The sequence below is a fragment of the Methylobacterium amylolyticum genome, from assembly GCF_030700245.1.
In the GTDB taxonomy this organism is placed as follows: domain Bacteria; phylum Pseudomonadota; class Alphaproteobacteria; order Rhizobiales; family Beijerinckiaceae; genus Methylobacterium.
The window spans coordinates 39,753-64,331 of record NZ_JAUYZI010000009.1 but is presented as its reverse complement, the minus strand read 5'-3'; the positions used below and the strand labels follow the sequence as shown (position 1 = coordinate 64,331).

The following is a 24,579-nucleotide window of genomic DNA, read 5'->3' as shown; positions in this document are numbered from 1 at the left end:
CCGGGCTTCCGATCGAGCCGGTCCGCCGCGCCGCCGGGCTTATACTGGTGCAGAACCCGCGCCGTGCGAGACCTATCCTAGAGCATCGTCCCGAAAGGCGGTCACCGGCTTTCGGAAAAGATGATGCCAATCAAAGGGCTAGCGCATCGTCCCGGATCCGATATCCGGGACGATGCGCTAGCGCCGCCGCGCTTTCTCCGCAGGTCCGGGGCGGAACCGCGGCGCGGTAGCGGGCCACGCGTGCGGATCGATCGTGTCGCGCACGGTCAGCAGGAAGCGGAGGAAGGCGGCCGGATCGGTCCAGTCGGACGCGGCGCCGGCGATCCACGTCCGCGTCCAGAGCGCCCGCGCCTCGGCGAAGGTGTAGCCGCCGCCCGTCAGGTCGGTGATGAACGCGGCCACGAGGCGGTGCTCCGCCCGCGTCATCCGCGCGAGCACGGCCGCGAGGAAGGCCCTGTCCGAGCCGTGATCCGCGCCCATGAGGGGGCCGATCTCTGCTTCCCAATGGAAGGCGTTGCCGAAGCGGAGGAACGCCGCCTCCGGGCTCGTGGCCGGGGACCGAAGATGGCGTGCCGCGGCGCGGGGCGGGGGCGTTCGCGGCGGGCCAGGCGTGCCTCCCCGGATCATCGCCCGGACGAGTGCCGCGCGCCGGAGCGGATCGAGGATGCGGCCCCGTCGGGAGCGATGTCCAGCCGACCGGAGATTGAATCCGACCGGGGAGCACGAGAGCGCCGACGGGTCTCGACGGCGCCGGAGGCCCATGGCGTTTCCGGGTGAACCGTTCGGTGATCCTGGCCTGCGCCGTCATCGCGAGCCCCAGGCGAAGCGACCCAGGGCACCGCGCGGTCTCAGAACGTCGCGCTGCTGGATTGCTTCGCTCCGCTCGCAAGGACGGAGAGCGTCGATCCCGAACCCTTCGGCCGGAAGCCGTATCACCCCTCCAGAGGCTCACCCTTCCAGAGGCTTATCCCTCCATGTGCCGCTTGAACGCCTCGGCAAAATCCGGGTGCCAGCGCGACAGGGCCGGGCGGTTCTCGACGAGGTCGCCCGCCGCCCAGGCGATCCGCTTGGCGTCCTGCGCGCGGGTGGTCTCGCCGTCCGGGCAGAGGATGTAGAAGTCGCCCAGGGCCAGCCGCTCCAGCAGGAAGGCGACCGTCTCCTCCGGCGTCCAGGCGCCGGCAGGCTTCTCCGCGACGCCGCGGGCCTTCGTCAGGCCGGTATAGACGAAGCCGGGGATCAGCAGGTGGGCGCTGACCCGGCAGCTCTCGCGACCGCGCAGGTCGTGGGCGAGCGCCTCGGTGACCGCCTTCACCCCCGCCTTCGACACGTTGTAGGGCGTGTTGCCCGGCGGCGTGGTGATGCCCTGCTTCGAGCCGGTGACGACCACCGCCCCGGGCTTGCCCCCCGCGATCATGCCGGGCGCGAAGGCGTGGATGCCGTTGACCACGCCCCAGAGGTTCACCCCCAGGATCCGCTCCCAGACCTCCGCCTCGGAGAACAGCGTGCCGCCGGCCTCGATCCCGGCGTTGAGCATCACCACGGCCGGCGGCCCGGCCTTGGCGCTGGCGGCGGCGAGCGCCTCCATCGCGGCACGGTCCGAGACGTCGGTCGGCACGGCGCGCACCTCGACGGCGGCGAGGGCGGCCACCGCGGCGCGGGCCGCCTCCAGGCGCTCGCCCGGCAGGTCGGCGAGCCAGACGTTCATGCCGGCGGACGCGAACGCCTTGGCGGCGGCGAGCCCGATGCCGCTCGCGGCGCCGGTCACCACCGCGCTGCGGCCGGGGCTGATCGCGGGGTGCTGGCTCATCGGCGGGTTCCTGGCTGGCGGACGGCCCCGCAACATGGGGCGCGCCGGGCCGAAGGCGACGCCGTGGGGACAAGCCCCGGCCCGCATCCGGCGCGGATCGCCCGGGGCCGGCTGCGTGTGCTGTAATCGGCCGCACGGAGGATCGGGATGGAGGATCGGGATGGGGGATCGGGGACGGACATGCCTGGATTGAGCCGCCGCGCCGTGCTGGCCGGGGCCGCCTGCGGCCTCGCCCGTCCCGCGTCCGCCGCACCCAGCGCCGGGGCCGCCCCCGCCGCGGGGTTCGGGCCGCTCGGCCGGCCGTCGTGGTCCGCGGACAGCCTCCAGGCGGCGGCGGCGGCCAAGGGCCTGCTCTACGGCTGCGAGGTGCCGTTCCACCGCTTCGACACGTCCCCTCCCTACCGGCAGGCGGTGGCGCGGGAATGCGGGCTCCTCGTCTGCGGCACCGAGATGAAGATGGAGGAGGTGCTGCCCGCCCCCGGACGCACCGACTTCGCCCGCGGCGACGCGATCCTGCGCTTCGCCCGCGCCAACGGCCAGCGCATGCGCGGCCACACCCTGGTCTGGCACGCGGCGCTGCCGCCCTGGGTCGGACCGCTGCTCGCCCGCGCCAACGCCGTCCAGGCCGAGGACTTCATGCGGCGCTGGATCGAGACGGTGGCCGGGCACTACCGCGGGCAGATCGTCGCCTGGGACGTGGTCAACGAGATCTTCGGCAACGAGAGCGATCCCGACCGCGGCGGCGGCCTGCGCGACTCGCCCTGGCTCGCGGCGATCGGGCCCGGCTACGTCGACCTCGCCTTCCGGATCCTGCGCGAGACCGACCCGGCGGCGGCCGGCACGTGGAACGAGGACGCGGTCGAGCAGGGCGCCCCCTGGATGGAGGCCAAGCGGACCAAGGTGCTGCGGCGGCTTTCGGCGATGCGCGCCCGCGGCGTGCCGATCAAGCGCTTCGGCCTGCAATCGCACCTCACGAGCACGGTGCCGATCGACCAGGGCCAGCTCCGGCGCTTCCTCGCCGAGATCGGGGCGATGGGGCTCGGCATCGAGATCACCGAGTTCGACATCGACGACCGCGCCTTCCCCTCGGACGTGCCGACCCGCGACCGGATGGTGGCCGACTTCGCCCGGCGCTACCTCGACGTGGTGCTGGCCGAGCCCGCGACCCTCGATATCGTGAGCTGGGACATCTACGACCCCGACACGTGGCTGAACGACCATCCCTTCCGCAAGCGGCCGGACGGCCTGCCGCAGCGGGCCCTGCCGCTCGACGCGCGCTTCCAGCGCAAGCCCGTGTGGCACGCGATGCAGCGCGCCTTCCGCGAGGCCCCCGACCACGCGGCCGCGCGGGACAAGCTCAGGCGGGCGTGATCCGGGCCGCCTCGCCGAGCGCCGGCTCGGGCGGGCGGTCGGCGAGCAGGCGGCGGCGCAGGCGCGCGCAGGGGCGCTCGACGAGGGCGGACATCGCCCAGCACCACGCCAGCGTGGGCAGGAACGCGGCGAGCATCAGCGCGGGGCGGGACAGGCCGGGGGCGACGTGCAGCACCAGCGCGACCGCCGCCGCGTGCGCGAGGTAGAAGCTGTAGGACCACAGCCCGAGTTGGCGCAGCGGCCGGCTCGCGAGCAGCCGCACGACCGGCCCCGCCCCGTGCAGCAGGTAGGCGAAGGGCACGAACAGGGCGGCGCTCTGGAGCGTGTAGCGCAGGCTCTCGCGGAAGGCGGGATCGCGCACGGCCAGCGTGCCGAGGATCACCGCGAGGCTCAAGCCGACGTGCCACGCCCGCGGCCGCCACGCCCGGTCGGCGGGGATCACGGGGTTGTTCCACAGGCCGAGGCAGCAGCCGAACAGGATCGCGTCGATGCGGGTGTGGGTCCACGAGTAGTTCAGGCTGTAGTCGGCAAGCCGCCAGACGTTGAGGCCGCGGATGCCCAGGACGAGCACGCAGACGGCGAGGCAGGCGAGCGCCGCCCGGCGCGGGCGCGCGCGGCCGAGCCACAGGGCGAAGACGACGGGGAAGACGAGGTAGAAGTGCTCCTCGATGGCGAGGCTCCAGAGGGGCACCGGCAGCACCGCCTCGGTGCCGAACAGGCCGGGGTAGTTCGTCAGGAAGGTCACCTGCCCCAGCACCGCCGCCGGCTCGACCGGCATCCAGTCGAGCAGCCCGGCGGCGTAGAGCGCGCCCACGATCGCGAGCGTCAGGTAGAGCGGCGGCAGGATGCGCAAGGCGCGGCGGATGTAGAAGGCCCGCAGCGAGACGGTGCCCGCGGCCGCGCGCTCGATCCGCAGCAGCGTGGTGATCAGGTAGCCGCTGAGGAAGAAGAACACCGTGACGCCGAAGCCGCCCGGCACCACGTGGCTGTAGCCGCAATGGGCGGCGAACACGATGAGCACCGCCAGCGCCCGCACCCCGTCGAGCTGGGGCAGGTAGGGCATCGCGCGCGGGTAGCCGGCCGGCGCGGGCTCCGGGGCGGGCGGCATTGTCGCGGCGGGCGGCGTCATGGTGGGCAGATCCGGCGAGCCTTCTCACTACTACACGGGCGCGGGGGCGGCGGGCGCCCGGACCCGCGCCATGGTGAATCGGCGGCGGAGGAAAACGGTAACCATCCCGACCCATGATCGCCGCCGATCGCGCCGGTGGGCGCCGTCGGGAGAGTCGCGTCATGGTCCCGCCCCACCCCGTCCCGCCCCGCCCCCGCGCCCGCCTCCGCGCGGGCCTCTGCCTGCCCGCCCTGCTCGCGGGCCTCGGCGGGGCCCTCGCCCAGGGCGCCCCCGCGCCGACGCAACAGGCCGCTCCCGCGGCGGGGCCCGTCCCCGCCGCCGCAGCGGCGCCCGCCACGCCCGCGGCCCCCGTCCCGCAGCCGGCGACGCCGCCCGCGGCCGAGGCGGCCGCGCCGTCCGTCAAGCCCGCGGACACGCCCCCGAAGAAGCGGGAGCCGGCGCCGCTCGTCTACGCCAAGGTCTCCGCCGACCCGCTCCCGACGCTCACCCCCCGCACCTTCCTCGACACGCTGGCGGCGGCCGAGCGCTACGCGGCCTTCGCCGAGGCCGGCGGCTGGGAGCGGACCCCGGACGCGCTCGCGAGCCTCAAGCCCGGCGAGCGCAGCCCGGCGATCCCCGCCCTGCGCCACCACCTGACCCTCGTCGGCGACCTGCCCGCCAACGCGGCCCCGAGCGACCGGCTCGACCCGCCGCTTGTGGCCGCGATCGCCGCGTTCCAGGCCCGCCACGGCCTGCCCGACAGCGGCATTCTGGGCCGGCTGACGCTCAACGCGCTCAACGTTCCGGCCGAGACGCGCCAGCGCCAGCTCGCCGCCTCCGCCGCGCGGCTGATGGGCTCGAAGTTCCCGTTCGGCGAGCGCTACGTGACCGTGAACATCCCCTCGGCCACCGTCGAGGCGGTGGAGGGCGGCCAGGTCGTCCGCCGCTACGTCGCGGTGGTGGGTTCGCCCGACAAGGCGACGCCGGCGATCGAGACCCGGATCACCGACATCAACTTCAACCCGACCTGGACGGTGCCGGTCTCGGTGGTGAAGAACGAGATCATCCCGCAGATGCGCAAGAACCCGGGCTACTTGGCCAAGAACCGCATCCGCATCCTCGGCCCCGGCGGGATCGAGGTCGACCCGACCAAGGTGGACTGGGCGACCGAGAAGGCGGTGAACTACACGCTGCGCCAGGATTCCGGCCTCGACAACTCGCTCGGCCAGGTGCGGATCGATATGCCGAACCGCTACGCGGTGTACATGCACGACACGCCGGCCAAGTCGCTGTTCGCGCGCAGCGTCCGCTTCCACAGCCACGGCTGCGTCCGCGTCGGGCAGGTGAAGGAGTTCGTCGGCTGGCTCCTCCAGGGGGTCGAGGGGCCGAACGGTCCGGGCTCGGCCTGGGGGCCGATGGAGGTCGAGACCGGCATCGCCGACGGCGAGCGCCGCGACATCAAGCTGGCGAAGCCGGTCCCCGTCAGATTCGTCTACCTGACGGGCTATGGCGGCCCGGACGGGCGGGCGCATTTCCGCGACGACATCTACGGGCTCGACAGCCCCGCCCCCGCGACCACCGCCCCGGCTCCGGCCGCCGCCGCCGCCCGGCCGGCCGACCCGCCGGTGACCGGCGCGACCGGTCCGAAGGCCGCCGCCAAGAAGGCCGCCGAGCCTGCCGCGGCGCCGCGCCGCACTCTGGAATCGCTCCAACCTGCGCGCTGATCCCAACCCTGCCATGCACGGCGAAAGGAGGCGGAACATTCGAGGGGACCGGTCATTGCCGGTGTGAACGCGGCCGGCCCTTCCCCGCCCGGGAAGCGGCACGCTGCTGCGACACCCACAGCCAAGGAACCGGAGATACCCCATGGCCAAGGCCAAGCCGATCAGCCGCATCGAGAGCGACCGGCTCAACACCCCGACCGACCTCGACCCGAACGATACCAAGAAGATCGCCGAGGGCCTGACCGTCCTGCTGTCCGACCTGTTCGCGCTCTACATCAAGACCAAGAACTTCCACTGGCACGTCAGCGGCCCGAATTTTCGCGATTACCACCTGCTGATGGACGAGCAGTCGCAGCAGATCTTCGCGATCATCGACGCGGTCGGCGAGCGCGCCCGCAAGATCGGCGGCACCGTGCTGCGCTCGCTGGGCCAGGCCCATGCGCTGACCCGCGTGCCGGACAACGACGCCGAGTACGTGAGCCCGCTCGACATGCTCAAGGAGCTGCGGGACGACAACAAGGCGCTCACCGCCAACATGCGCGAGCTGCACGGCATCACTGACGAGGCCAACGACGTCTCCACCACCTCGCTGCTCGAGGAGTGGATCGACCAGTCCGAGGAGCGCACGTGGTTCCTCTACGAGGCGACCCGCAACGCCTCCGAGGGCGGCCACTAAATCCCACGTCCGGATCGACGATCCGAACAGCCCCGCATCCCCGGATGCGGGGCTTTTTCGTGGACTTGAGCGCGGCGTCGACCGTGCACGTCACGCTGTTTCGGTCGAGGGGCCGCGGTCGTCTCCGCTCGTCTTTGCGAGCGCAGCGAAGCAATCTAGCAGCGCCACGGTTTGAAGTCGCGCGCAGCCCTGGGTCGCTTCGCCTGCGGCTCGCGATGACGGCGCGGGCGGGGGGCGACCGAGCGATTTCAGCCGGAGAACGGCATCACCCCGCCGCGAGGTCGAGCCGCACCATCACCAGCCCCGGATCATCGGGATCGCGGCTCTGCGCGAAGCCGAGGCGGCGGCAGACGGCGAGCATCGGGCGATTCTCGGCGAGCACGCTGCCCTCGACGCGGCCGATGCCCTCGAAGCGCGCCCAGTCGATCATCAGGCGCATCAGCGCGTAGGCGAGGCCGGTGCCCCGGGCGTCGCGCCCGACGCCGATCGCGTACTCGCCGCTGTCGCGGTTGGCGTCGGCGTGCAGCCGGACCGCGCCGAGCATCCGCTCCGCCCCGTCGGCGCCGACCTCGACGGCGACGAAGGCGATGGCGCGGGCGTAGTCGAGCTGGGTCAGCCGGGCGAGGAAGGCGTGGCTGAAGGCCCGCACCGGCCCGAAGAAGCGCATGCGGACGTCCTCGGGATCGAGTCCCTCGAAGAAGGCGAGGAACAGCCCCTCGTCCTCCGGGCGCACCGGGCGCACCCGCACGGTGCGGTCCTTGACGTTGAGGAGCCGCACCCACTCCGCCGGGTAGGGCCGGATGGCGAAGCCCGGATGGCCGCGCCCGCGGCGGCCGTGATGCGCGTAGCGGCCGGGCTCCGGGCGGCCGATCCGCACCCGGGCGTCGAGGGCGAGGACGCCGGTCTCGTCGGCGAGCAAGGGGTTGATGTCGAGCTCGCGCACCTGGGGCAGGTCGGCGGCGAGCTGGGCGAGCTTCACCAGCGTCAGGGCGACCGCGCCGAGGTCGGCCGCCGGCACGTCCCGGTAGGCGGCGAGCCGCCGGGAGACCCGGGTGCGGGCGATGAGGTCGCGGGCGAGCGTCAGGTCGAGGGGCGGCAGGCCGAGCGCCCGGTCGTCGATCACCTCGACCGCGACGCCGCCGCGGCCGAACACCACCACGGGCCCGAACACCGCGTCCTCGGCGAGCCCGGCGATCAGCTCGCGGCGGCGCCCCCGCCGCACCATCGGCTGCACCGCGAAGCCGGTCACCCGCGCGTCCGGCCGCTCGCGCCGGGCCCGGGCCAGGATGTCCCGGGCCGCCTCGCAGACGGCGGCCTCGCTGGTCAGGTCGAGATGGACGCCGCCGATATCCGACTTGTGGACGATGTCCGGCGAGACGACCTTGAGCGCCACCGCCTCGCCGCGGGCGATGATCGGCCACGCCGCGGCGGCGGCGGCATCGATGTCGGGGGCCAGCGCGAGCGGCACGGTCGGGACGGCGTAGGCTTCGAGCAGGCCGTTCACGGCGATCGGATCGAGCCACGCCGCGCCCTGCCGCAGGGCGGCGGCGATGATCTGGCGCGCCCGGGCCGTGTCGGAGGAGAAGTCCCGCGGCAGCGAGTCGGGCGTGCGCATCAGGTCGTCCTGCGCCTCGCGGTAGCGCACGAGGTGGAGGAAGCCCTCGATCGCCTCGGAATCGGTGGCGAAGTGCGGGATGCCGGCCGCCGCGAAGGCCGCCTGCGCCGCCTCGTCCTCGCCGAGCGAGACCGCGAAGACCGGCTTCTTCCGCGTGCCGGTCCGCGCCCCGCGCACCGTGTCGGCGACCGCCGCGGCCACCGCCCCCGCCTGCGAGCGGGCGGTGGGGACGTGGACCGCCAGCACCGCGTCGCTCGCCCGGTCGGCGAGCAGCGGCGCCAGCGCGGCGGCGAAATCGGCGCCGCCCGCGTCGATGCCGAGATCCACCGGGTTGCCGGCCGGGCGCCCCGCGTCCGCCGGGAGATCGGCCAGGGTGCCGGCGCGGTCGGCGAGGCGGTCGGCGGCGAGCAGGCCGATGCCGCGGCCGTTGGTGAGGATCGCGAGGCGGCCGCCGGGGAAGGGGCGCTGGCGCCCGAGGGTCGCGACGGCGGCGAACATCTCGTCGAGATCCTGGACCGCGAGCAGCCCCGCCCGGCGGAAGGCTGCGGCGTAGACCGCGTCGGGCCGGGCCAGGGCGCCGGTATGCGTCACCGCGCTGCGCGTGTCGGGCAGGTGGCGGCCCGCCCGCAGCACCACCACCGGCTTGGCGCGGGCGCTCGCGCGGGCGGCCGACATGAAGCGGCGGGCGTCCTCCACCCGGTCGAGGCAGAGCAGGATCGCGCGGGTGCGGACGCAGCCGGCGAAGTGGTCGAGGCAGTCGGCCACGTCGATGTCGAGGGCGCCGCCGATCGCCATGACCGCCGAGAACCCGACCCCGTGGCGGGCCGCCCACTCGACGATCGCGGCGCAGACGGTCCCGGATTGCGAGATCAGGGCGATGTCGCCCGCCCCCGGCGCGTGGGCGAACAGGCTGGCGTCGAGCCGGGCCCCCGGCACCGTGAGCCCGGCGCTGTCCGGCCCGAGCAGGCGCAGGGAGTGGCCGCGGGCGATGGCGCGGGCACGGGGCCCCGGATCCTCGGGCTCGCGCCCGAGCCGCGCGGTGAGGATCACGGCGGCGGCCGCACCGCGCGCCCCGGCGTGATCGACGGCCTCCGGCACCGCGGCCGGGGGCACGGCGACGACGACGAGGTCGGGGGTCGTGGACAGGTCGGCGAGGCGCGGGACGCAGGGCAGCCCGTCGACCCGGTCGAGGTCGGGATGGACCGGCAGGATCGGGCCGGGGAAGCCCGCCCGCCGCAGGTTGTCCAGCACGCTGCGCCCGAGGGAGCCCGCCTCCGCGCCGGCCCCGACCAGGGCGATCGCCCGGGGCGCGAGCAGCCTGTCGAACCGGTAGGTGCTCACGCCCGCCCCGCCGGGGCGCCCGCACGCCTCATCCGGCCAGAGCCGGGGCGTCGATGCCGTCCGCCCGCATGTGCCGGTCCCTCCGCGCGACGCACCGGAAGCACGGCGCGTGCCGGCCCCGAGGCGGTTCCTGCGCGCAACGCCCCAGGCCGGGCGCCGTTCCTGCGCCCCGGCCGCGGACCGGCCGCGTACAGGGCTGGAGTATATTGAGGGTCCGGATCCGGGCAGTGTGCCGGATTTGTCAATCGATCGCGCGCATCAACACAGGACAGTCCGTTTGCATCTTGCCCTGCAACTGAGAAAGCCATAGGAGCGTCGTCTCAACAGCCACGCATCGGCCGTTTCATCGGCCGCTTCATCGGGCGTTCCACGCATCGCGGACGTCGAGCGGTCGCGGCTGCCTTCAGGAGGATATCGGGGCGATGGACGCGCAGACGGACGCGGAGATGGTGACCGGGCCGGACATCGACCCGCTCGCGATGACCGTCGACATCGTGGCGGCGTTCGTGAGCAACAACCGCGTGCCCGTCCCCGAGCTGCCGGCGCTGCTCGAAGCCGTGCACGCGACGCTTCAGGGGCTGTCGGCGCCGCGGGCCGAGCCGGAGGCGGCGCTGCGCCCCGCCGTGCCGATCCGGCGCTCGATCCAGCCCGACTTCCTCGTGTGCCTGGAGGACGGCAAGACGTTCAAGTCGCTGAAGCGCCACCTGCGCACCCGCTACGGCCTGACGCCGGAGGCGTACCGCGAGAAGTGGGGGCTGGGGCACGACTACCCGATGGTGGCGCCGAACTACGCCGCCGCCCGCTCCACCCTCGCCAAGACCATGGGGCTCGGCCAGCAGCGCCGGAAGGCGGCGGAGTAGAGCGATCCGGGCCGGAGCGGATCGCGGCTGCGCTCCGGTGCGCGCGGCCCGTCCGATCGTCCGGTCCACAGCTTTCCCGCCGGGATTCAGGCTCGGGCAAGGGCGCCCTGCGACGTAGGGCGGATCCGCCCGTCCCGAGACGCCCGATGCCGAGCCCGATGCCGCGAAGCGCCCCGCTCCGCGCGACGCCGCCCGAGGACGCCCCGCTCCCGCCGAGCCCCGTCGCCCGCCTGTTCTGGACGGCGGCCGCGGGCAGCGCCCTCTCGCTCTGGTACGGGCCGCCGGCCTTCGCCGCCACCGGGCTGGCGCTCGTGCTGGTGCTCGCCCGCCACCTCGACCGGCCGCGCCGCTTCCGGGCGCGGGTCCGCCGGATCGCCCGGGCGCATGCCGGGACGCTGGCGCTGCGGCGGCGGCAGGAGCGCTTCCACGACGCCTACGGCAACGCCATCGAGGACGGCTGGCTGCGCGAGCGGGCGTACTTCCTCGACCGCACCGTGGTGCCGCGGCTCGGGGCCCGGTTCGCCGACCTCGCCGCCTCGGCGCGGGGGCGCATGCTGGAGATCGTCGAGGCGGAGGCCGCCGCGGTCGCGCGCCCGGAGGAGGACGAGGCGCCCGAGGACGGCCTGGACTACGAGCGCTACTGCGCCGGGCGCCTGGAGCGGGCGGGCTGGCAGGTCCACCGGACGCCGCCGAGCGGCGACCAGGGCGCCGACCTCGTCGCGACCCGCGCCCGGTTCCGCCTCGTCGTGCAGTGCAAGCGGCTGGGCAAGCCCGTGGGCAACGCCGCGGTTCAGGAGGCCGCCGCCGCCCTGCACTTCTGGGCGGGCGACCGGGCGGCGGTGGTGACCAATGCCGGCTTCACCCCGGCCGCCCGCCGCCTCGCCGCGGCGACCGACGTGCTGCTCCTGCACCACGACGACTTGGATGATCTGGACGACACGGACGCTCCGGGCGATCGGGCCACGGGCGAGGTCGCGCCGGGTCCGGCGCGGCGCGGCCCGGCCAGGAGCCCGCACCACCGACGCCCTTGAAACGCGATGGACGCTAAACGCGATGGACGCTCAGGTCCGGCCGACCCCGCGCGGTCTCGGGACGATCGTGAGCAGGCGCGCGTACCGATCCGGCTCGATCAGCCACACGGATCGGATCGTCGGCGCGCGGCCGTCGAGACCGTGCAACGGCCCTTCGCAGATGATCCGCGTGGCGCCGACCGCGTCGATCGTCGTGCGCGTGTGCGGGGCTTCCGCGAAATGCCGGCTCAGTGCGTCCGCCAGGCGTTCCGGCTGCGACGCCGCGAAGCCGAACCGCATCAGGAAGGCGGCTTTCGACCCGCCCCTGGGATGCGTCGGATCGAGAAGATAGTCGACCACCTTCTCGCGCCGGATGCGCAGCCCGAGAACGCCGGGATGGTCACGCGTCACGGAGCGTGCCGGCCGATACGCCTCAGATCGGCGGGACGAACGACGGCGAGCGCCCCTTCCGGTACAGCGAACTCGATGCAGAAGGCGTCGCCGCCGTTCCACACGCCGACGATCGTGCCCTCCGTGCCGGCCGGCATCGTGTCGCCGTCATCCGTGACGACGGGCGCGAGGAGCACCACGTCGTCGAGGTCGCGGAGCAACGCCCCCGGCTCGTCCGTCCGCAGTTGGTACGAGAAGTCGACGGTCATGACCCCATTCTGGTGCGCGGTCGCCGCCGCCGCAATCCTGCGGCGCGCTCCGCACGAGCGCGCGGAGGTCGCGGGGGCTACGAGCCGTGATCGCGCTCGAACCGCCTCACAGCACCTTCAGCAGCGCCTCGGCTCCCGAGGCCTCGGCCTTCGAGGGGGTCTCCTCGACGTTGAGGAGGCGCACCACGCCGTCCTCGACGAGCATGGAGTAGCGCTTCGAGCGGGTGCCGAGGCCGAAGCCGGTGCCGTCCATGTCGAGGCCGACCGCGCGGGCGAAGTCGGCGTTGCCGTCGGCCAGGAACTCGATCCCCTCGGCGCCACTGGCCTTCGACCACGCGTCGAGCACGAACACGTCGTTGACGCTCGTCACCGCGACGGCGTCGATCCCGCGCGCCTGGATCTCGCCGCGCTTCTCCACGAAGCCCGGCAGGTGGTTGCGGTGGCAGCTCGGGGTGAAGGCGCCGGGCACGCCGACGAGGACCACGCGCCGGCCCTTGAACACGTCGTCGGTGGTGCGGGCCATCGGGCCGTCGGGGCCGATCACGCGGAAGGTCGCCTGGGGCAGGTGGTCGCCGACCTGGATCATCGCGGGTCCTCGGGCTGGCGCGCGGCCGGGCCGCGCGGGAGAATGCGGGCCTGACCTAGCGTGGCGGATCGGGCCTGTCGAGGATCGCGGGTTGTCCCGCGGCCGATCCGCCGGAACCCGGGCCGCGTCCCGTTTGCCCGCTGGACAACGGGTGGGGGCGGGCTAGCATGGGCGCATGCCGATCCCCCCGTCGCCGCAGCAGACCGCGCTCTCCGGCTCGAACTTCCTCGACGGCCAGTTCCTCGTGGCGATGCCGGGGATGGCCGACGAGCGCTTCGCCCGCTCGGTGATCTACATCTGCGCCCATTCCGCGGACGGGGCGATGGGCATCATCGTCAACAAGGCGGCGGCCGACATCAGCATGCCGGACCTGCTGGTCCAGCTCGACGTGGCGCCGGAGGCCGACGCGATCCGCCTGCGCGAGCGGGTCGGGCACATGCCGGTGCTGATGGGCGGGCCGGTGGAGGGCCGGCGCGGCTTCGTGCTGCACACCGACGACTTCCACATCCAGCAATCGACGCTGATCATCGACGACGGCATCTGCCTCACGGCGACCGTCGAGATCCTGCGGGCCATCGCCTCCGGCGAGGGGCCGGCGAGCGCGGTGCTGGCGCTCGGCTACGCCGGCTGGCAGGCGGGGCAACTCGAGAGCGAGATCATGGCCAACGGCTGGCTCAACTGCCCGGCCGACCCGGAGCTGATCTTCAACCCCGACCTCGACGCCAAGTACGAGCGGGCGCTGCGCGGCAACGGCATCGACCCGGCCATGCTGTCGATGACGGCCGGGCGGGCCTGACGCGCGCCCCGCGCCTCCGTAGCGCCCCGGCCGCCGCTAGAGCCGTTCCCGATCGCGTTGCAATCGTGCACGGCTCTAAGCCCTTGTTTTGACGCGCTCTCTCGCGCCGAGCCGGTGTCCACCTCGACGGAGAGCACTCTAAGCCGCCGCCGCTACTCGGCCGCCGGCCCGCCGCCCGCGGCGTCGGGGTTCATGCCCTCCACCGCGGGCTTCGGCCGGGGCTTGCGCGGGGCGGCCGCCGCGGTCGGCGCGGCGGTGTTGGCGCCGAGCCGCGTGGCGAGCGACAGCGACCGGTTCTCGGTGACGCGCAGGTGGCAGAAGCCGTGCGCGCCCTCGCGGGCGTAGGTGCGGCAGAGCTGCTCCCGGTCCGCGGAGAAGGCCGCCTGCTCGGTCACGATCGGGCGCATGTCCTCGCGGCGGGCGCGCTGGGTCATCACCTTGTAATTGTCGCGCACCGCCTTGTCGGCGACGCCGCGCGCCGCGTCGAACTCCCCCGCCCGCGGGATCAGGGTGGCGGCGGCCGGGCCCCACATGCCCGCCGGGGTGGTGGCGCAGTCGGCCGCGGAGAAGGTGCAGACCGGGCCGGAGCCGAGGGTCGAGACCAGCACCGCGCCCTCGGTCAGGTCGAAGCGCAGCGGGCACTCGGCGGCGGCCGCCTCGTAGCGGGGCACGCCCTCGGGCTTGCCCTCCGCGGTCAGGGGGATCGGGTTGCCCCCGGCGAGCGGCACCGTGCAGGACTCGGTCGGCTGCGAGATCTTGGTGCCCGGCAGCTTCACCCGCGCGGTCACGGCGCCGCCGCTGCGCTCCAGCTTCAGCGTGCCGGCCAGCCCGTTGAGCTGGAGATCCTGGCCGAGCACGCTCTCCTCGGCCGGCGCCTTGAGCACCACCGGCCCCCGGGGCGCGGGCGGGGCCCGCGGCGCCTCGGGGGCGGCGGTGCCGGGCTCGGCCGGGGCCGCCGGTGCGGCGGGGGCGCCCTCCGGCACCCCGCGCGGGGGGACCGGAGGCCGCTCGGGCTTGATGCCGAACAGGCGCTCGAAGAAGTTCTGGGCCTGCGCCGGAGCCGCGGCGAAGGGTGCCGCGAGCGGCGCCGCGAGCGCGAGGCCGGCCGCCAGGACGTGGAGCGGGAGTCTGCGGGTCGGGCACATCGGGCTCGGCAGGGGGCTCGGGCAAGAGGACTTGGAAGGGGACTTGGAAGGGGACTCGGAAAGGCGGCTCGGACGAGGGCCCTGACAGGAGCGGAGAAGCGGGGCCGGGCGAAGCCCTGTCCGGAGGGTTAACACGGCTTCGATGGCGCGGACGTGGCAGCGGAGCAACAAAATCCATCGCCGGCTCGCGAAATCCGGCCCGGCGGCGCTCGATTTTTCCCGCCGCGCAAGGGGATAGCGCGAGGCTGGGATCGGCGGCCGCGCGTTCGGCCCTCGCCTTGCGAGCCCGTGCCGAGCTTCTTATATCGCTCTCGACGCGGGATTATGCGCTGGATTTCAGCCGTTCGCGGCCCTTGATCCGGCCCGGGTCCCATACTCACATCAGCCACCACAGCTTCCACCCACCAGTTCTCACACGCCATGGGCCGAGCTGCTTCGGGGCTCGGCGGTCTGCTTGAACGCGACAGAAAAGGGATCCCACCATGGGTAAAGTCATCGGCATCGACCTGGGCACCACCAATTCCTGCGTGGCCGTCATGGAAGGCACGCAACCCAAGGTCATCGAGAATTCGGAAGGCGCGCGCACGACCCCGTCGATCGTCGCCTTCACCGACGACGGCGAGCGCCTCGTCGGCCAGCCGGCCAAGCGCCAGGCGGTCACCAACCCCGACCGCACGTTCTTCGCCATCAAGCGCCTGATCGGGCGCACCTTCGACGATCCCATGACCAAGAAGGACATGGGCCTCGTCCCCTACAAGATCGTCCGCGGCGACAACGGCGACGCCTGGGTCGAGGCCGACAGCAAGAAGTACTCGCCCTCGCAGATCTCCGCCTTCACCCTGCAGAAGATGAAGGAGACGGCCGAGTCGCACCTGGGCCAGCCGGTCACGCAGGCGGTCATCACGGTGCCGGCCTACTTCAACGACGCCCAGCGGCAGGCGACGAAGGACGCCGGCAAGATCGCCGGCCTCGAAGTGCTGCGCATCATCAACGAGCCGACCGCGGCGGCGCTGGCCTACGGCCTCGACAAGAAGAAGGCCGGCACCATCGCGGTCTACGACCTCGGCGGCGGCACCTTCGACGTGTCGATCCTCGAGATCGGCGACGGCGTGTTCGAGGTGAAGTCCACGAACGGCGACACCTTCCTCGGCGGCGAGGACTTCGACAACCGGATCGTCGAGTACCTGACGGCCGAGTTCAAGAAGGAGCAGGGCATCGACCTGACGAAGGACAAGCTCGCCCTCCAGCGCCTCAAGGAGGCGGCCGAGAAGGCCAAGATCGAGCTGTCGTCCGCCACGCAGACCGAGATCAACCTGCCCTACATCACCGCCGACAACACCGGCCCGAAGCACCTCGCGCTCAAGCTCAGCCGGGCCAAGTTCGAGAGCCTCGTGGACGACCTCGTGCAGCGCACGATCGAGCCGTGCCGCAAGGCGCTCAAGGACGCCGGCGTGTCGCCGGCCGAGATCGACGAGGTGGTGCTCGTCGGCGGCATGATCCGCATGCCGAAGATCCAGGAGGTGGTGAAGTCGTTCTTCGGGAAGGAGCCCCACAAGGGCGTCAACCCGGACGAGGTCGTGGCGATCGGCGCCGCGGTGCAGGCGGGCGTGCTCCAGGGCGACGTCAAGGACGTGCTGCTGCTCGACGTGACCCCGCTGTCGCTCGGCATCGAGACGCTGGGCGGCGTGTTCACCCGGCTCATCGACCGCAACACCACGATCCCGACCAAGAAGTCCCAGACCTTCTCCACGGCTGAAGACAACCAGAACGCGGTGACGATCCGGGTCTTCCAGGGCGAGCGCGAGATGGCGGCCGACAACAAGCTGCTCGGCCAGTTCGACCTCGTCGGCATCCCGCCGGCGCCCCGCGGCATGCCGCAGATCGAGGTGACCTTCGACATCGACGCCAACGGCATCGTGAACGTCACGGCCAAGGACAAGGCGACCAACAAGGAGCACCAGATCCGCATCCAGGCGTCGGGCGGCCTCTCGGACGCCGACATCGAGCGGATGGTGAAGGACGCCGAGGCCAACGCCGAGGCCGACAAGAAGCGCCGCGAACTCGTCGAGGTGAAGAACCAGGGCGAGAGCCTCGTCCACTCCACCGAGAAGTCGGTGAAGGAGTACGGCGACAAGGTCTCCCAGGCCGACAAGGACGGGATCGAGACCGCGATCACCGCGCTCAAGACCGCGCTGGAGGGCGAGGACGTCGAGACCATCAAGGCCCGCACCACGGACCTGATGCAGGCCTCGATGAAGCTCGGCGAGGCGATGTACGCCGCGAGCCAGGCGGCGGGCCCGGACGCCGCGGCGGCCGGCCAGGGCGAGGCCAAGAAGGACGACGTCATCGACGCCGACTTCCAGGAGGTCGACGACAAGGACCAGAAGAAGCGCGCCTGAGGCGCTTCCTCGACCGACGCGCGGGGCCGGAGCGATCCGGCCCCGTCCTTGTTCGCGCGGCCCGACGGAGCGCCGTCCCGGCCCGGCCGCACGGTCGCGGACCGGCGGTTCCGTGGTAGAGACGGCGCGATTCTCCGAGCGGATGCGGACGGGCACCTGAGGGCGGGATGTCGAAGCGGGACTATTACGAGGTTCTGGGGGTCGCCAAGACCGCCAGCGACGGGGAGATGAAGGTCGCCTTCCGCAAGCTCGCGATGAGCTATCATCCCGATCGCAATCCCGGCGACAAGGAAGCCGAGATCAAGTTCAAGGAGATCAACGAGGCCTATCAGTGCCTCTCGGACGGGCAGAAGCGCGCCGCCTACGACCGCTTCGGCCACGCCGCCTTCAGTCAGGGCGCGGGCGGGGGCCCCGGATTCGGCAACGAGTTCGGCGACTTCATGTCCGACATCTTCGACAACTTCTTCGGCGACGGCCGGGGCGGCGCCGCCGGCGGCGGCCGCGGCCGCGGCGGGGCGCCCGGGCGGGAGCGCGGCGCGGACCTGCGCTACAACCTCGAGATAACCCTGGAGGAGGCCTTCACCGGCAAGGCCGAGACCATCAAGATCCCGACCTCGGTGACCTGCGAGGCCTGCTCGGGCTCCGGCGCCAAGCCCGGCTCGAAGCCGCGCACCTGCCAGACCTGCGCCGGCTACGGCCGGGTGCGGGCCGCGCAGGGGTTCTTCGCCATCGAGCGCACCTGCCCGAACTGCCACGGCCGCGGCGAGGTGGTCGACGACCCCTGCCCGTCCTGCCAGGGCGCGGGCCGGGTCAACCGCGAGCGCACCCTGTCGATCAACGTGCCGGCGGGCGTCGACGACGGCCTGCGCATCCGGCTCGCGGGCGAGGGCGAGAGCGGGCTGCGCGGCGGCGGGCCCGGCGACCTCTACGTGTTCCTGTCGATCAAGCAGCACGAGTTCTTCCAGCGCGACGGCGCCGACCTGTTCTGCCGGGTGCCGATCTCGATGGTCACCGCCGCCCTGTCGGGGGAGATCACCGTGCCGGTGATCGACGGCTCGCAGACGCAGGTGCGCATCCCCGCCGGCACCCAGACCGCCAAGCAGTTCCGCATCAAGGGCAAGGGCATGCCGGTGCTGCGCGCGCGCGATGTCGGCGACCTCTACATCCAGGTGTTCGTCGAGACGCCGCAGAACCTGACCAAGCGCCAGCGCGAGCTGCTCCAGGAGTTCGATCAGTCGGCCTCGCCGGAGAACCACCCGGAGTCGGAGGGCTTCTTCTCGAAGGTCCGCGACTTCTTCGGCGCCGCTCGGGCGTGACGGTCCGCTCCCGCCGGCCGGACGCGGCGCGGCGGGCCGGATCCAAACCGTGGCAGGCCGGTTATGCATCCGGCCAGGATGATGCGCGTCCCTATGGCGCGCGGACCCAGGGTGTGCGTACCTCCGGCGCGCGTACCTAGGCGCCGGACGAGCTTGACTGTAAGAGCGCTCCGTCGTCAGCCTCTCTTCCTCCCACCCGGCATCAGGGAATCAGGACTTGCCGCCGCTCCGCCGCACCAGTGCGAAGATTCCCGGCGCGAGGGCCCAGGTGTCGGGGCCGCGGCGCGACTCGCTGGAGGACGAGGCGCGGTTCCTGCGCTCCTGGCTGGAGCGGCCGCTGGTCACCGGGGCGGTGACGCCGTCGGGCAAGATGCTCGCTCGCACCATGGCCGCCTACGTCGATCCGTCCCGCACGGGTCCAGTGGTCGAGCTCGGTCCCGGCACCGGCCCGGTGACCGAGGCGCTGATCCGGCGCGGCGTGGCGCCCGAGCGCCTGCTGCTCGTCGAGTTCAACCCCGATTTCTGCCGGCTGCTGCGGCACCGCTTCCCCGGCGTCACCGTGATCCGCGGCGACGCCTACGACATCCGCGCGACCCTCGAATCCGCGCTGGCCGAGCCCGCCGCCGCGACGATCTCCAGCCTGCCGCTGTTCACCAAGCCCCTGGAGCAGCGCCTCGACCTGCTGAACGCCGCCCACGACCTGATGCAGCCGGGCGCGCCGTTCGTGCAGTTCACCTACGCGGTGGTGCCGCCGATCCCGGCCCGCTGCGAGGCCGGCAGCTACACCGCCGACCGCTCGAACCGGGTGTGGCTGAACCTGCCCCCGGCCCGGGTGTGGGTCTACCGCCGGCCCTGACCGCCCGCCTCCCTGAACTCGGTCTGAAGACCCGGATCACGTCCGCGTCATCCGCGGTGCGCCACACCTGTCCCATGCCCGGGCGCGGTCCCGCATCCGGCAGCAGACAGGAAGGATCCTCGATGGTCTCGACCTCCGCCCGCACCCGCCTCCTCGCCGTCGCCGCGGCGCTCGGCCTGCTGGCCGCCCCGGCGATGGCCGCCCCGCTCGCGCGCGACGCCGGCCTCGGCGACGGCCGCGACGGCGTCGTCGCCGTGCAGTACGGTTACGGCTACGGCCACCACGGTGGCTGGCGCCGCCATCACCACCACCATCACCACGGCTGGGGCCACCGGCGGCACTGGGGCCACCATCACGGCCCGCGCTGGGGGCACCATCACCACCATCGCGGCCACTGGGGCCACCGCCGCCATCATCACTGGTAGGACGGCCGGGGCCCGGATCTCAGCCGGCCCCGATCCGCTCGACGATCGCCGGCCCGCCGGGGGGCGCCTCGCCCGCCCGGTAGGCCGCACGCAGCGCCGCCTCGGCCCGGTCGGCGGACGCCTCGTCCGCCGCGTGCACGGTCCCGAGGCGGTCGCCGGACGCCTCCCCGGGCCGCGCGAGATCGGTGAAGCCGACCCGGGGATCGATGCCGTCCTGCGGCCGGGTGCGGCCGCCGCCGAGCCCGATCACCGCGAGGCCGACCGCCCGCGCGTCCACGGCCGCGATCGAACCCTCGCGCCGCACCTCTCGGCGGACCGGCGCCACCGGCAAGTGCTTTGCCGGCTTCTCGACGAGGTCGGCGGGACCGCCCAGCGCCGCGACCATGCGCGAGAACATCTCGGCGGCCCGGCCCGAGGCGAGGCTCGCCTCCAGCGCCGCCACCGCCTCGGCCGGGGTCGCGGCGAGGCCGCCGACGCGCAGCATCAGCGCCCCGAGTTCGAGCGTGACGGCGTGGAAGCGCGGCTCGCGGCGCGCGCCGGTGAGGTAGTCGACCGCGTAGGCGACCTCCAGGGCGTTGCCGGCGCTGGAGGCGAGCGGCGCGTCCATGTCGGTGATCAGCGCGGCGGTGGAGAGGCCGGCGCCCTCGGCCACGGTGACGATGCTTTCGGCGAGCGCTCGCGCGCCGCTCGGATCCACCATGAACGCGCCCGAGCCCAGCTTCACGTCCATCACCAGCCCGTCGAGCCCGGCCGCGAGCTTCTTCGACAGGATCGAGGCGGTGATCAGGTCGAGGGATTCCACCGTCCCGGTCACGTCGCGCACGGCGTAGAGGCGCCGGTCGGCGGGCGCGATCTGCTCGGTTTGGCCGATGATCGCGCAGCCCACATCCCGCACGATCCGCTGGAAGGTCGCGGGATCGGGGGCGACGTCGTAGCCGGGGATGCTCGCGAGCTTGTCGAGGGTGCCGCCGGTGTGGCCGAGCCCGCGGCCGGAGATCATCGGCACGTAGCCGCCGCAGGCCGCCACCATCGGCGCGAGGGCCAAGCTCACCGCGTCGCCGACGCCGCCGGTGGAGTGCTTGTCGAGGACCGGGCCGGGCAGGTCCCAGCGCAGCACGGTGCCGGAGCGGGTCTTGGCCCGGGTCAGCGCCACCCGCTCGGGCAGCGTGAGGCCGCGGAAGAACACCGCCATGGCGAAGGCCGCCGCCTGCCCCTCGGTGACCGTGCCGTCGGTCAGGCCCTGGACGAAGGCGGTGATCGCCGCCTCGTCGAGGGTGTGGCCGTCGCGCTTGGCGCGGATGATCTCCTGCGGCAGCCGCACGCTCACGAATCCCGCGCCGCCATCAGGGCGCCGAACAGGCTGCTCGCCCCGAGCCGGAAGGTTTTTTGGGATGCCCAGCCCGGGCCCATGATGCGGTCGGCGAGGGCGAGGTAGAGGGCGGCATCCGCCACTGTGCGCAGGCCGCCGGAGACCTTCAGCCCGGCGGGCCGGCCGCTGGCGCGGATCTCGGCGAGCATCGCTTCGGCCGCCTCCGGGGTCGCCGAGACCGGGCTCTTGCCGGTCGAGGTCTTCAGGAAGTCGGCGCCGGCTTCGAGGGCGAGGCGGCTCGCCGCCCGGATCGTTTCGGGCGCGCGCAGCTCGCCCGTCTCCAGGATGACCTTCAGCACCGCGTCCGGGCAGGCGTCGCGGGTCGCCTCGACCACGTCGCGGGCGGTCCCCGCGTCGCCGGCCAGGAATGCGCGGTAGGGCAGGACGAGGTCGATCTCGTGCGCCCCGTCGCGGCAGGCTTCCGCCGCGTCGTCGGCGGCCGCGGCGGAATCGGTGCCGCCGGCGGGGAAGTTGATCACCGTCGCCACCGGGATGCCGACGCCCCGCAGCGCCCGCGCGCACTGGTCGACGAAGCGCGGCCAGACGCAGACGGCCGCCACGCCGCCGAGCCGCGCGTCCCGGCACAGGGCGGCGGCCTTCGCCTCGGTGCAGGCGTCGCCGAGGTCGGTGAGGTCGAGGAGCGGCAGGGCGCGGGCGGCGACCGCGCGCGGGTCGAACTCGGTCATGCGTCTCCCTCCTCCGGCGGCAGGCCCGCGACGAAGGCCGCGATCAGGCGGGCGAGGTCGCCCGCCGCGCGGGCGGCCACCGCTTTCGTCTCGGCGTGGTGCGGCGCCCCGCCCGCGATGCCCGCCGCGAGGTTCGTCACCGCCGAGACCGCCGCCACCGGCAGGCCGAGGAAACGCGCGAGGATCACCTCGGGCACCGTCGACATGCCGACGAGGTCGGCGCCGAGGATCCCGGCCATCCGCACCTCGGCCGGCGTCTCGAAGCTCGGGCCGGAGAACCACGCGTAGACGGCGTCCGGCAGATCCAGGCCGCAGGCCGAGGCGGCCGCCCGCAGGCCCGCGCGCAGCCCCGGATCGTAGGCCCCGGTCATCGGCACGAAGCGCGCGTCGCTGGCCTCGCCGATCAGCGGGTTGAGCCCCGAGAGGTTGATGTGGTCGGCCAGCACCGCGAGGCGGCCGGGCCCGACCTCCGGGCACAGGGAGCCGGAGGCGTTGGTCAGCAGCAGGCGCCGGGCCCCGAGCGCCCGCGCGCATGCGAGCGGCACCCGCATCGCGCCGGCGTCGCCGCGCTCGTAGGCGTGCGCCCGCCCCTCGAACACCAGCACCGGCCGGCCGGCGATCCGCCCCCGGTGCAGCCGGCCGCGATGCCCGCTGACCCCCGCCCCCGGAAAGCCCGGGATTCTTTCGTAGTCCAGGGCTTGCGCGTCATCGAGGCTGGCCGCGACCGTCCCGAGACCGGTGCCGGTGACGATCGCGCAGGCGTAGGGCCCGGAAAAACCCGCCGCCCGCAGGGTAGTGACCGCTTCGGCCTCAGACATCGAGCGTCTCCGGCCCGAAGGAGGCGGGCAGCAGCGCCTCCAGCGTGAAGCTCCGGATCACGCCCTCCGGGCCCGCCGCGTGGACCGGGGTGTCGGGGGCGGCGAACTCGCGGATGCGCTGGCGGCAGGCGCCGCACGGGGTGACCGGGCCGGCTCCCGCGGCGCAGACCAGGATCGCGGCGATGCGCCGGCCGCCCGCGGCGACCATCGCGGCGACCGCCCCCGCCTCGGCGCAGGTGCCCACCGGGTAGGCCGCGTTCTCGACGTTGCAGCCGGCATGGATGCGGCCGGCCTCGTCGCGCAGGGCGGCGCCGACGGGGAAGCGCGAGTACGGCGCGTGCGCGCGCGACCGGACATCGCGCGCGGCCTCGAACAGGGCCGCGAGCCCGTGGTCCTCCGCTCCGGTTGCCTCGCCCTGCATCGGTGATGTTTGGCACCGGGCGCGACGGAAAGTCGAGAGGCGGCGGCCTCCGGGCGGGCCCGGCTCAGCGCGGGGTGGTCGGGCCGGCGCCGAGGAGGTTGGCCGCCCGGGTCAGCGCGGCGTCGTCCCGGGACCCGCTCAGGGCGTAGGCGGTGTCGCCCGCGGTCCAGGACAGGACGGCGCCGTCGACCGAGTCGGTCATCGCCGCCGGGCCGCTGCGGCCGTTGCGGGTGGCGAACAGGGAGGTCTCGCCGAGATCGCCGGACTCGAAGGCGATCTCGATGCCGGGGCCGTGGCGGGACGGGAAGATCTGCAGGTCGCGCACCTGCCAGCCCTCGGGCAGCGGCGGGAGGACGATGCCGGTCGCGGCCCGGATGCGGGCCCGGTCGTAGGGCGCGGTCTCGCCGCTCGCGGCGAGCGTCATGCGCAGCTTGGCCGCGGCGCGGGCCTGGCGGGCATCCTCGATCAGGGCCGGGTCGGCGGCGGCGGCCAGGGTGTCGGGCACGCCGAACCGGCCGATCTCGTCGTGGGCGAGCCAGCCCGCGCCGACCAGCACGGCGATGGCGGCGGCGCGCTTCAGGCGGGAGGCGACCCGGCGCCAGCGGAACGAGCGGTCGAGCCGGCGCGCCAGGGCGCGGTTGCGCTCGGGCCCCGGCCCGGGGACCTGCGCGAAGCAGGCGCGCAGGGCGTCGCGGTCGTGCAGGTCGGCCATCACCCGGGCCGCGGACTCGGGATGGGCGGCGAGATGGGCCTCGACGTCGAGCCGGCGCATGGGGTCGAGCTGCCCGTCGACGAAGGCGATGAGATCGCTGTCAGTGATCGGATCGATCATCGGTGAAGTCCTCGGTTCCGGCGCCCGCGGATGGTCCCGCGAGCCGGCCGATCGTGCATGCGGGGGCTTTGCGCCTCACGCGCCCCCGGCGGCGCGGCGCGGGGACGCCTCATCCGGAGGGTCGGCCGGGGGATCCGCGGAGACGAGCCGCAGGGCCGGCCGGGCCCGGGCCGGGGGAGGATCCGGGTCCGCCGCCCGGGCCGAGCGCCCCCCCTCCTCGAACGCCCGGAGCGCCGCCCGGCCCCGGCCGAGGCGGGACATCAGCGTGCCGATCGGGATGCCGAGCACCGCGGCGGCGTCGGCGTAGGCCATGCCCTCCAGCGTCACGAGGTGGAGCGCGGCGCGCTGCTCCTCCGGCAGGGTCAGGAAGGCCTCGCGGATCTGGGCGAGGCGGACCTGCCCCTCCTGCGCGGGAGGCGCCCGGTCGTCGCTCATCTGCACCAGGGCGTCGGCGTGGCGGGCCTCCACCTGGCGGCGGCGCTGCTCGTCGATGAAGGCGTTGTGCAGCACCGTCATCATCCAGGTGCGCAGGTTGGTGTTCGGGCGCAGGGAACCCTGCGATTCCAGCGCCCGCACCAGGGTATCATGCACGAGGTCGTCGGCGCGCAGCGCGTCGCGGGTGAGCGAGCGGGCGTAGCGGCGCAGCGGCCCCAGCAGTTCGACGATGTCCGGGCGCTTGTGCTTGTCGAGCATAATGGGGTGAACGTCGCGCCGCCCGCATTTAATCCCTGCCTGCGACCGCCGACAGGGATCGGGGTC

The 24,579-nt window shown here is 73.7% G+C and carries 24 protein-coding genes; 10 read left to right on the top strand and 14 right to left on the bottom strand.

All coding sequences use genetic code 11. The annotated features are described in order from the left end of the window. Window positions 1-177: 177 nt before the first annotated feature. On the bottom strand, window positions 178-480 hold the full coding sequence (locus tag Q8W71_RS08920; RefSeq protein WP_305524993.1) for a hypothetical protein: 303 nt from the start codon (window positions 478-480) through the stop codon (window positions 178-180). Between the two features lie 484 nt (window positions 481-964). Continuing rightward, a complete protein-coding gene (locus Q8W71_RS08915) occupies window positions 965-1,807 on the bottom strand; it encodes an SDR family NAD(P)-dependent oxidoreductase (RefSeq protein ID WP_305524992.1) in 843 nt (280 codons plus the stop codon). Window positions 1,808-1,987: 180 nt separating this feature from the next. On the opposite strand from Q8W71_RS08915, the gene Q8W71_RS08910 reads away from it, so the two are divergent. Then, on the top strand, window positions 1,988-3,178 hold the full coding sequence (locus Q8W71_RS08910) for an endo-1,4-beta-xylanase (RefSeq protein ID WP_305524991.1): 1,191 nt from the start codon (window positions 1,988-1,990) through the stop codon (window positions 3,176-3,178). Here the strand turns inward: Q8W71_RS08910 and Q8W71_RS08905 are convergent. Further along, on the bottom strand, window positions 3,165-4,307 hold the full coding sequence (locus Q8W71_RS08905; protein ID WP_305524990.1) for an acyltransferase family protein: 1,143 nt from the start codon (window positions 4,305-4,307) through the stop codon (window positions 3,165-3,167). The two genes, Q8W71_RS08910 and Q8W71_RS08905, sit on opposite strands and share 14 nt — an antisense overlap. A 161-nt stretch (window positions 4,308-4,468) precedes the next feature. Here Q8W71_RS08905 and Q8W71_RS08900 point away from each other — a divergent pair, with 161 nt between their 5' ends. Both Q8W71_RS08900 and Q8W71_RS08895 read left to right on the top strand, forming a co-directional pair. Then, window positions 4,469-6,010 (top strand): L,D-transpeptidase family protein, encoded by a 1,542-nt coding sequence (locus Q8W71_RS08900; protein ID WP_305524989.1) that lies wholly within the window; start codon window positions 4,469-4,471, stop codon window positions 6,008-6,010. Between the two features lie 142 nt (window positions 6,011-6,152). Next, a complete protein-coding gene (locus Q8W71_RS08895) occupies window positions 6,153-6,686 on the top strand; it encodes a Dps family protein (protein WP_305524988.1) in 534 nt (177 codons plus the stop codon). Window positions 6,687-6,951: 265 nt separating this feature from the next. Here the strand turns inward: Q8W71_RS08895 and Q8W71_RS08890 are convergent, their stop codons facing one another. Further along, window positions 6,952-9,642 carry a bifunctional acetate--CoA ligase family protein/GNAT family N-acetyltransferase gene (locus tag Q8W71_RS08890; protein ID WP_305524987.1) on the bottom strand — a complete coding sequence of 897 codons (2,691 nt, stop codon included), beginning with the start codon at window positions 9,640-9,642 and terminating at the stop codon, window positions 6,952-6,954. A 422-nt stretch (window positions 9,643-10,064) separates the two neighbouring features. Here Q8W71_RS08890 and Q8W71_RS08885 point away from each other — a divergent pair, with 422 nt between their 5' ends. After that, window positions 10,065-10,502 (top strand): Ros/MucR family transcriptional regulator, encoded by a 438-nt coding sequence (locus Q8W71_RS08885; protein WP_370875371.1) that lies wholly within the window; start codon window positions 10,065-10,067, stop codon window positions 10,500-10,502. 146 nt (window positions 10,503-10,648) lie between these two features. Further along, complete coding sequence (locus tag Q8W71_RS08880) at window positions 10,649-11,533, top strand: restriction endonuclease (RefSeq protein WP_370875370.1); 885 nt, start codon at window positions 10,649-10,651, stop codon at window positions 11,531-11,533. A 30-nt stretch (window positions 11,534-11,563) separates the two neighbouring features. Here the strand turns inward: Q8W71_RS08880 and Q8W71_RS08875 are convergent, their stop codons facing one another. The 3 genes from Q8W71_RS08875 to Q8W71_RS08865 form a co-directional block, all read right to left on the bottom strand. Continuing rightward, window positions 11,564-11,923: a DUF6883 domain-containing protein gene (locus Q8W71_RS08875; RefSeq protein WP_370875369.1), complete on the bottom strand. Its 360-nt coding sequence runs from the start codon at window positions 11,921-11,923 to the stop codon at window positions 11,564-11,566. Then, window positions 11,920-12,171 carry a DUF4926 domain-containing protein gene (locus tag Q8W71_RS08870; protein WP_305524985.1) on the bottom strand — a complete coding sequence of 84 codons (252 nt, stop codon included), beginning with the start codon at window positions 12,169-12,171 and terminating at the stop codon, window positions 11,920-11,922. Before Q8W71_RS08870 ends, Q8W71_RS08875 begins: the two co-directional genes overlap by 4 nt. 106 nt (window positions 12,172-12,277) lie before the next feature. After that, the gene (locus Q8W71_RS08865) at window positions 12,278-12,757 is read right to left on the bottom strand and encodes a peroxiredoxin (protein WP_305524984.1); all 480 of its coding nucleotides are present in this window, start codon (window positions 12,755-12,757) and stop codon (window positions 12,278-12,280) included. A 175-nt stretch (window positions 12,758-12,932) separates the two neighbouring features. Here Q8W71_RS08865 and Q8W71_RS08860 point away from each other — a divergent pair, with 175 nt between their 5' ends. Further along, window positions 12,933-13,553, top strand: coding sequence for a YqgE/AlgH family protein (locus Q8W71_RS08860; protein ID WP_305524983.1), 621 nt, complete (start codon window positions 12,933-12,935; stop codon window positions 13,551-13,553). Between the two features lie 152 nt (window positions 13,554-13,705). On the opposite strand, the gene Q8W71_RS08855 is transcribed toward Q8W71_RS08860, so the two are convergent. After that, complete coding sequence (locus tag Q8W71_RS08855; protein ID WP_305524982.1) at window positions 13,706-14,698, bottom strand: hypothetical protein; 993 nt, start codon at window positions 14,696-14,698, stop codon at window positions 13,706-13,708. Window positions 14,699-15,180: 482 nt separating this feature from the next. Between Q8W71_RS08855 and dnaK the strand changes: the two genes are divergently transcribed. The 4 genes from dnaK to Q8W71_RS08835 all read left to right on the top strand — a co-directional run bounded on the left by dnaK (window position 15,181) and on the right by Q8W71_RS08835 (window position 19,694). Next, window positions 15,181-17,097 carry a molecular chaperone DnaK gene (gene dnaK / locus Q8W71_RS08850; RefSeq protein WP_305524981.1) on the top strand — a complete coding sequence of 639 codons (1,917 nt, stop codon included), beginning with the start codon at window positions 15,181-15,183 and terminating at the stop codon, window positions 17,095-17,097. Window positions 17,098-17,264: 167 nt separating this feature from the next. Further along, a complete protein-coding gene (gene dnaJ, locus Q8W71_RS08845) occupies window positions 17,265-18,413 on the top strand; it encodes a molecular chaperone DnaJ (protein ID WP_305524980.1) in 1,149 nt (382 codons plus the stop codon). 217 nt (window positions 18,414-18,630) lie between these two features. Next, window positions 18,631-19,269: a class I SAM-dependent methyltransferase gene (locus tag Q8W71_RS08840; RefSeq protein ID WP_305524979.1), complete on the top strand. Its 639-nt coding sequence runs from the start codon at window positions 18,631-18,633 to the stop codon at window positions 19,267-19,269. Between the two features lie 122 nt (window positions 19,270-19,391). After that, a complete protein-coding gene (locus tag Q8W71_RS08835; protein ID WP_305524978.1) occupies window positions 19,392-19,694 on the top strand; it encodes a hypothetical protein in 303 nt (100 codons plus the stop codon). A 19-nt stretch (window positions 19,695-19,713) separates the two neighbouring features. Here the strand turns inward: Q8W71_RS08835 and deoA are convergent, their stop codons facing one another. The 6 genes from deoA to Q8W71_RS08805 form a co-directional block, all read right to left on the bottom strand. Next, window positions 19,714-21,015 (bottom strand): thymidine phosphorylase, encoded by a 1,302-nt coding sequence (gene deoA / locus Q8W71_RS08830; RefSeq protein WP_305524977.1) that lies wholly within the window; start codon window positions 21,013-21,015, stop codon window positions 19,714-19,716. A gap of 2 nt (window positions 21,016-21,017) precedes the next feature. After that, window positions 21,018-21,749 carry a deoxyribose-phosphate aldolase gene (gene deoC, locus Q8W71_RS08825; RefSeq protein WP_305524976.1) on the bottom strand — a complete coding sequence of 244 codons (732 nt, stop codon included), beginning with the start codon at window positions 21,747-21,749 and terminating at the stop codon, window positions 21,018-21,020. Next, on the bottom strand, window positions 21,746-22,567 hold the full coding sequence (locus tag Q8W71_RS08820; protein ID WP_305524975.1) for a purine-nucleoside phosphorylase: 822 nt from the start codon (window positions 22,565-22,567) through the stop codon (window positions 21,746-21,748). The genes deoC and Q8W71_RS08820 overlap by 4 nt, the downstream gene beginning before the upstream one ends. Next, on the bottom strand, window positions 22,560-22,988 hold the full coding sequence (locus Q8W71_RS08815; RefSeq protein ID WP_305524974.1) for a cytidine deaminase: 429 nt from the start codon (window positions 22,986-22,988) through the stop codon (window positions 22,560-22,562). The genes Q8W71_RS08820 and Q8W71_RS08815 overlap by 8 nt, the downstream gene beginning before the upstream one ends. A 64-nt stretch (window positions 22,989-23,052) precedes the next feature. Then, the gene (locus tag Q8W71_RS08810; protein ID WP_305524973.1) at window positions 23,053-23,820 is read right to left on the bottom strand and encodes an anti-sigma factor family protein; all 768 of its coding nucleotides are present in this window, start codon (window positions 23,818-23,820) and stop codon (window positions 23,053-23,055) included. Between the two features lie 75 nt (window positions 23,821-23,895). Then, a complete protein-coding gene (locus tag Q8W71_RS08805) occupies window positions 23,896-24,513 on the bottom strand; it encodes a sigma-70 family RNA polymerase sigma factor (protein WP_305524972.1) in 618 nt (205 codons plus the stop codon). Window positions 24,514-24,579 lie beyond the last annotated feature (66 nt).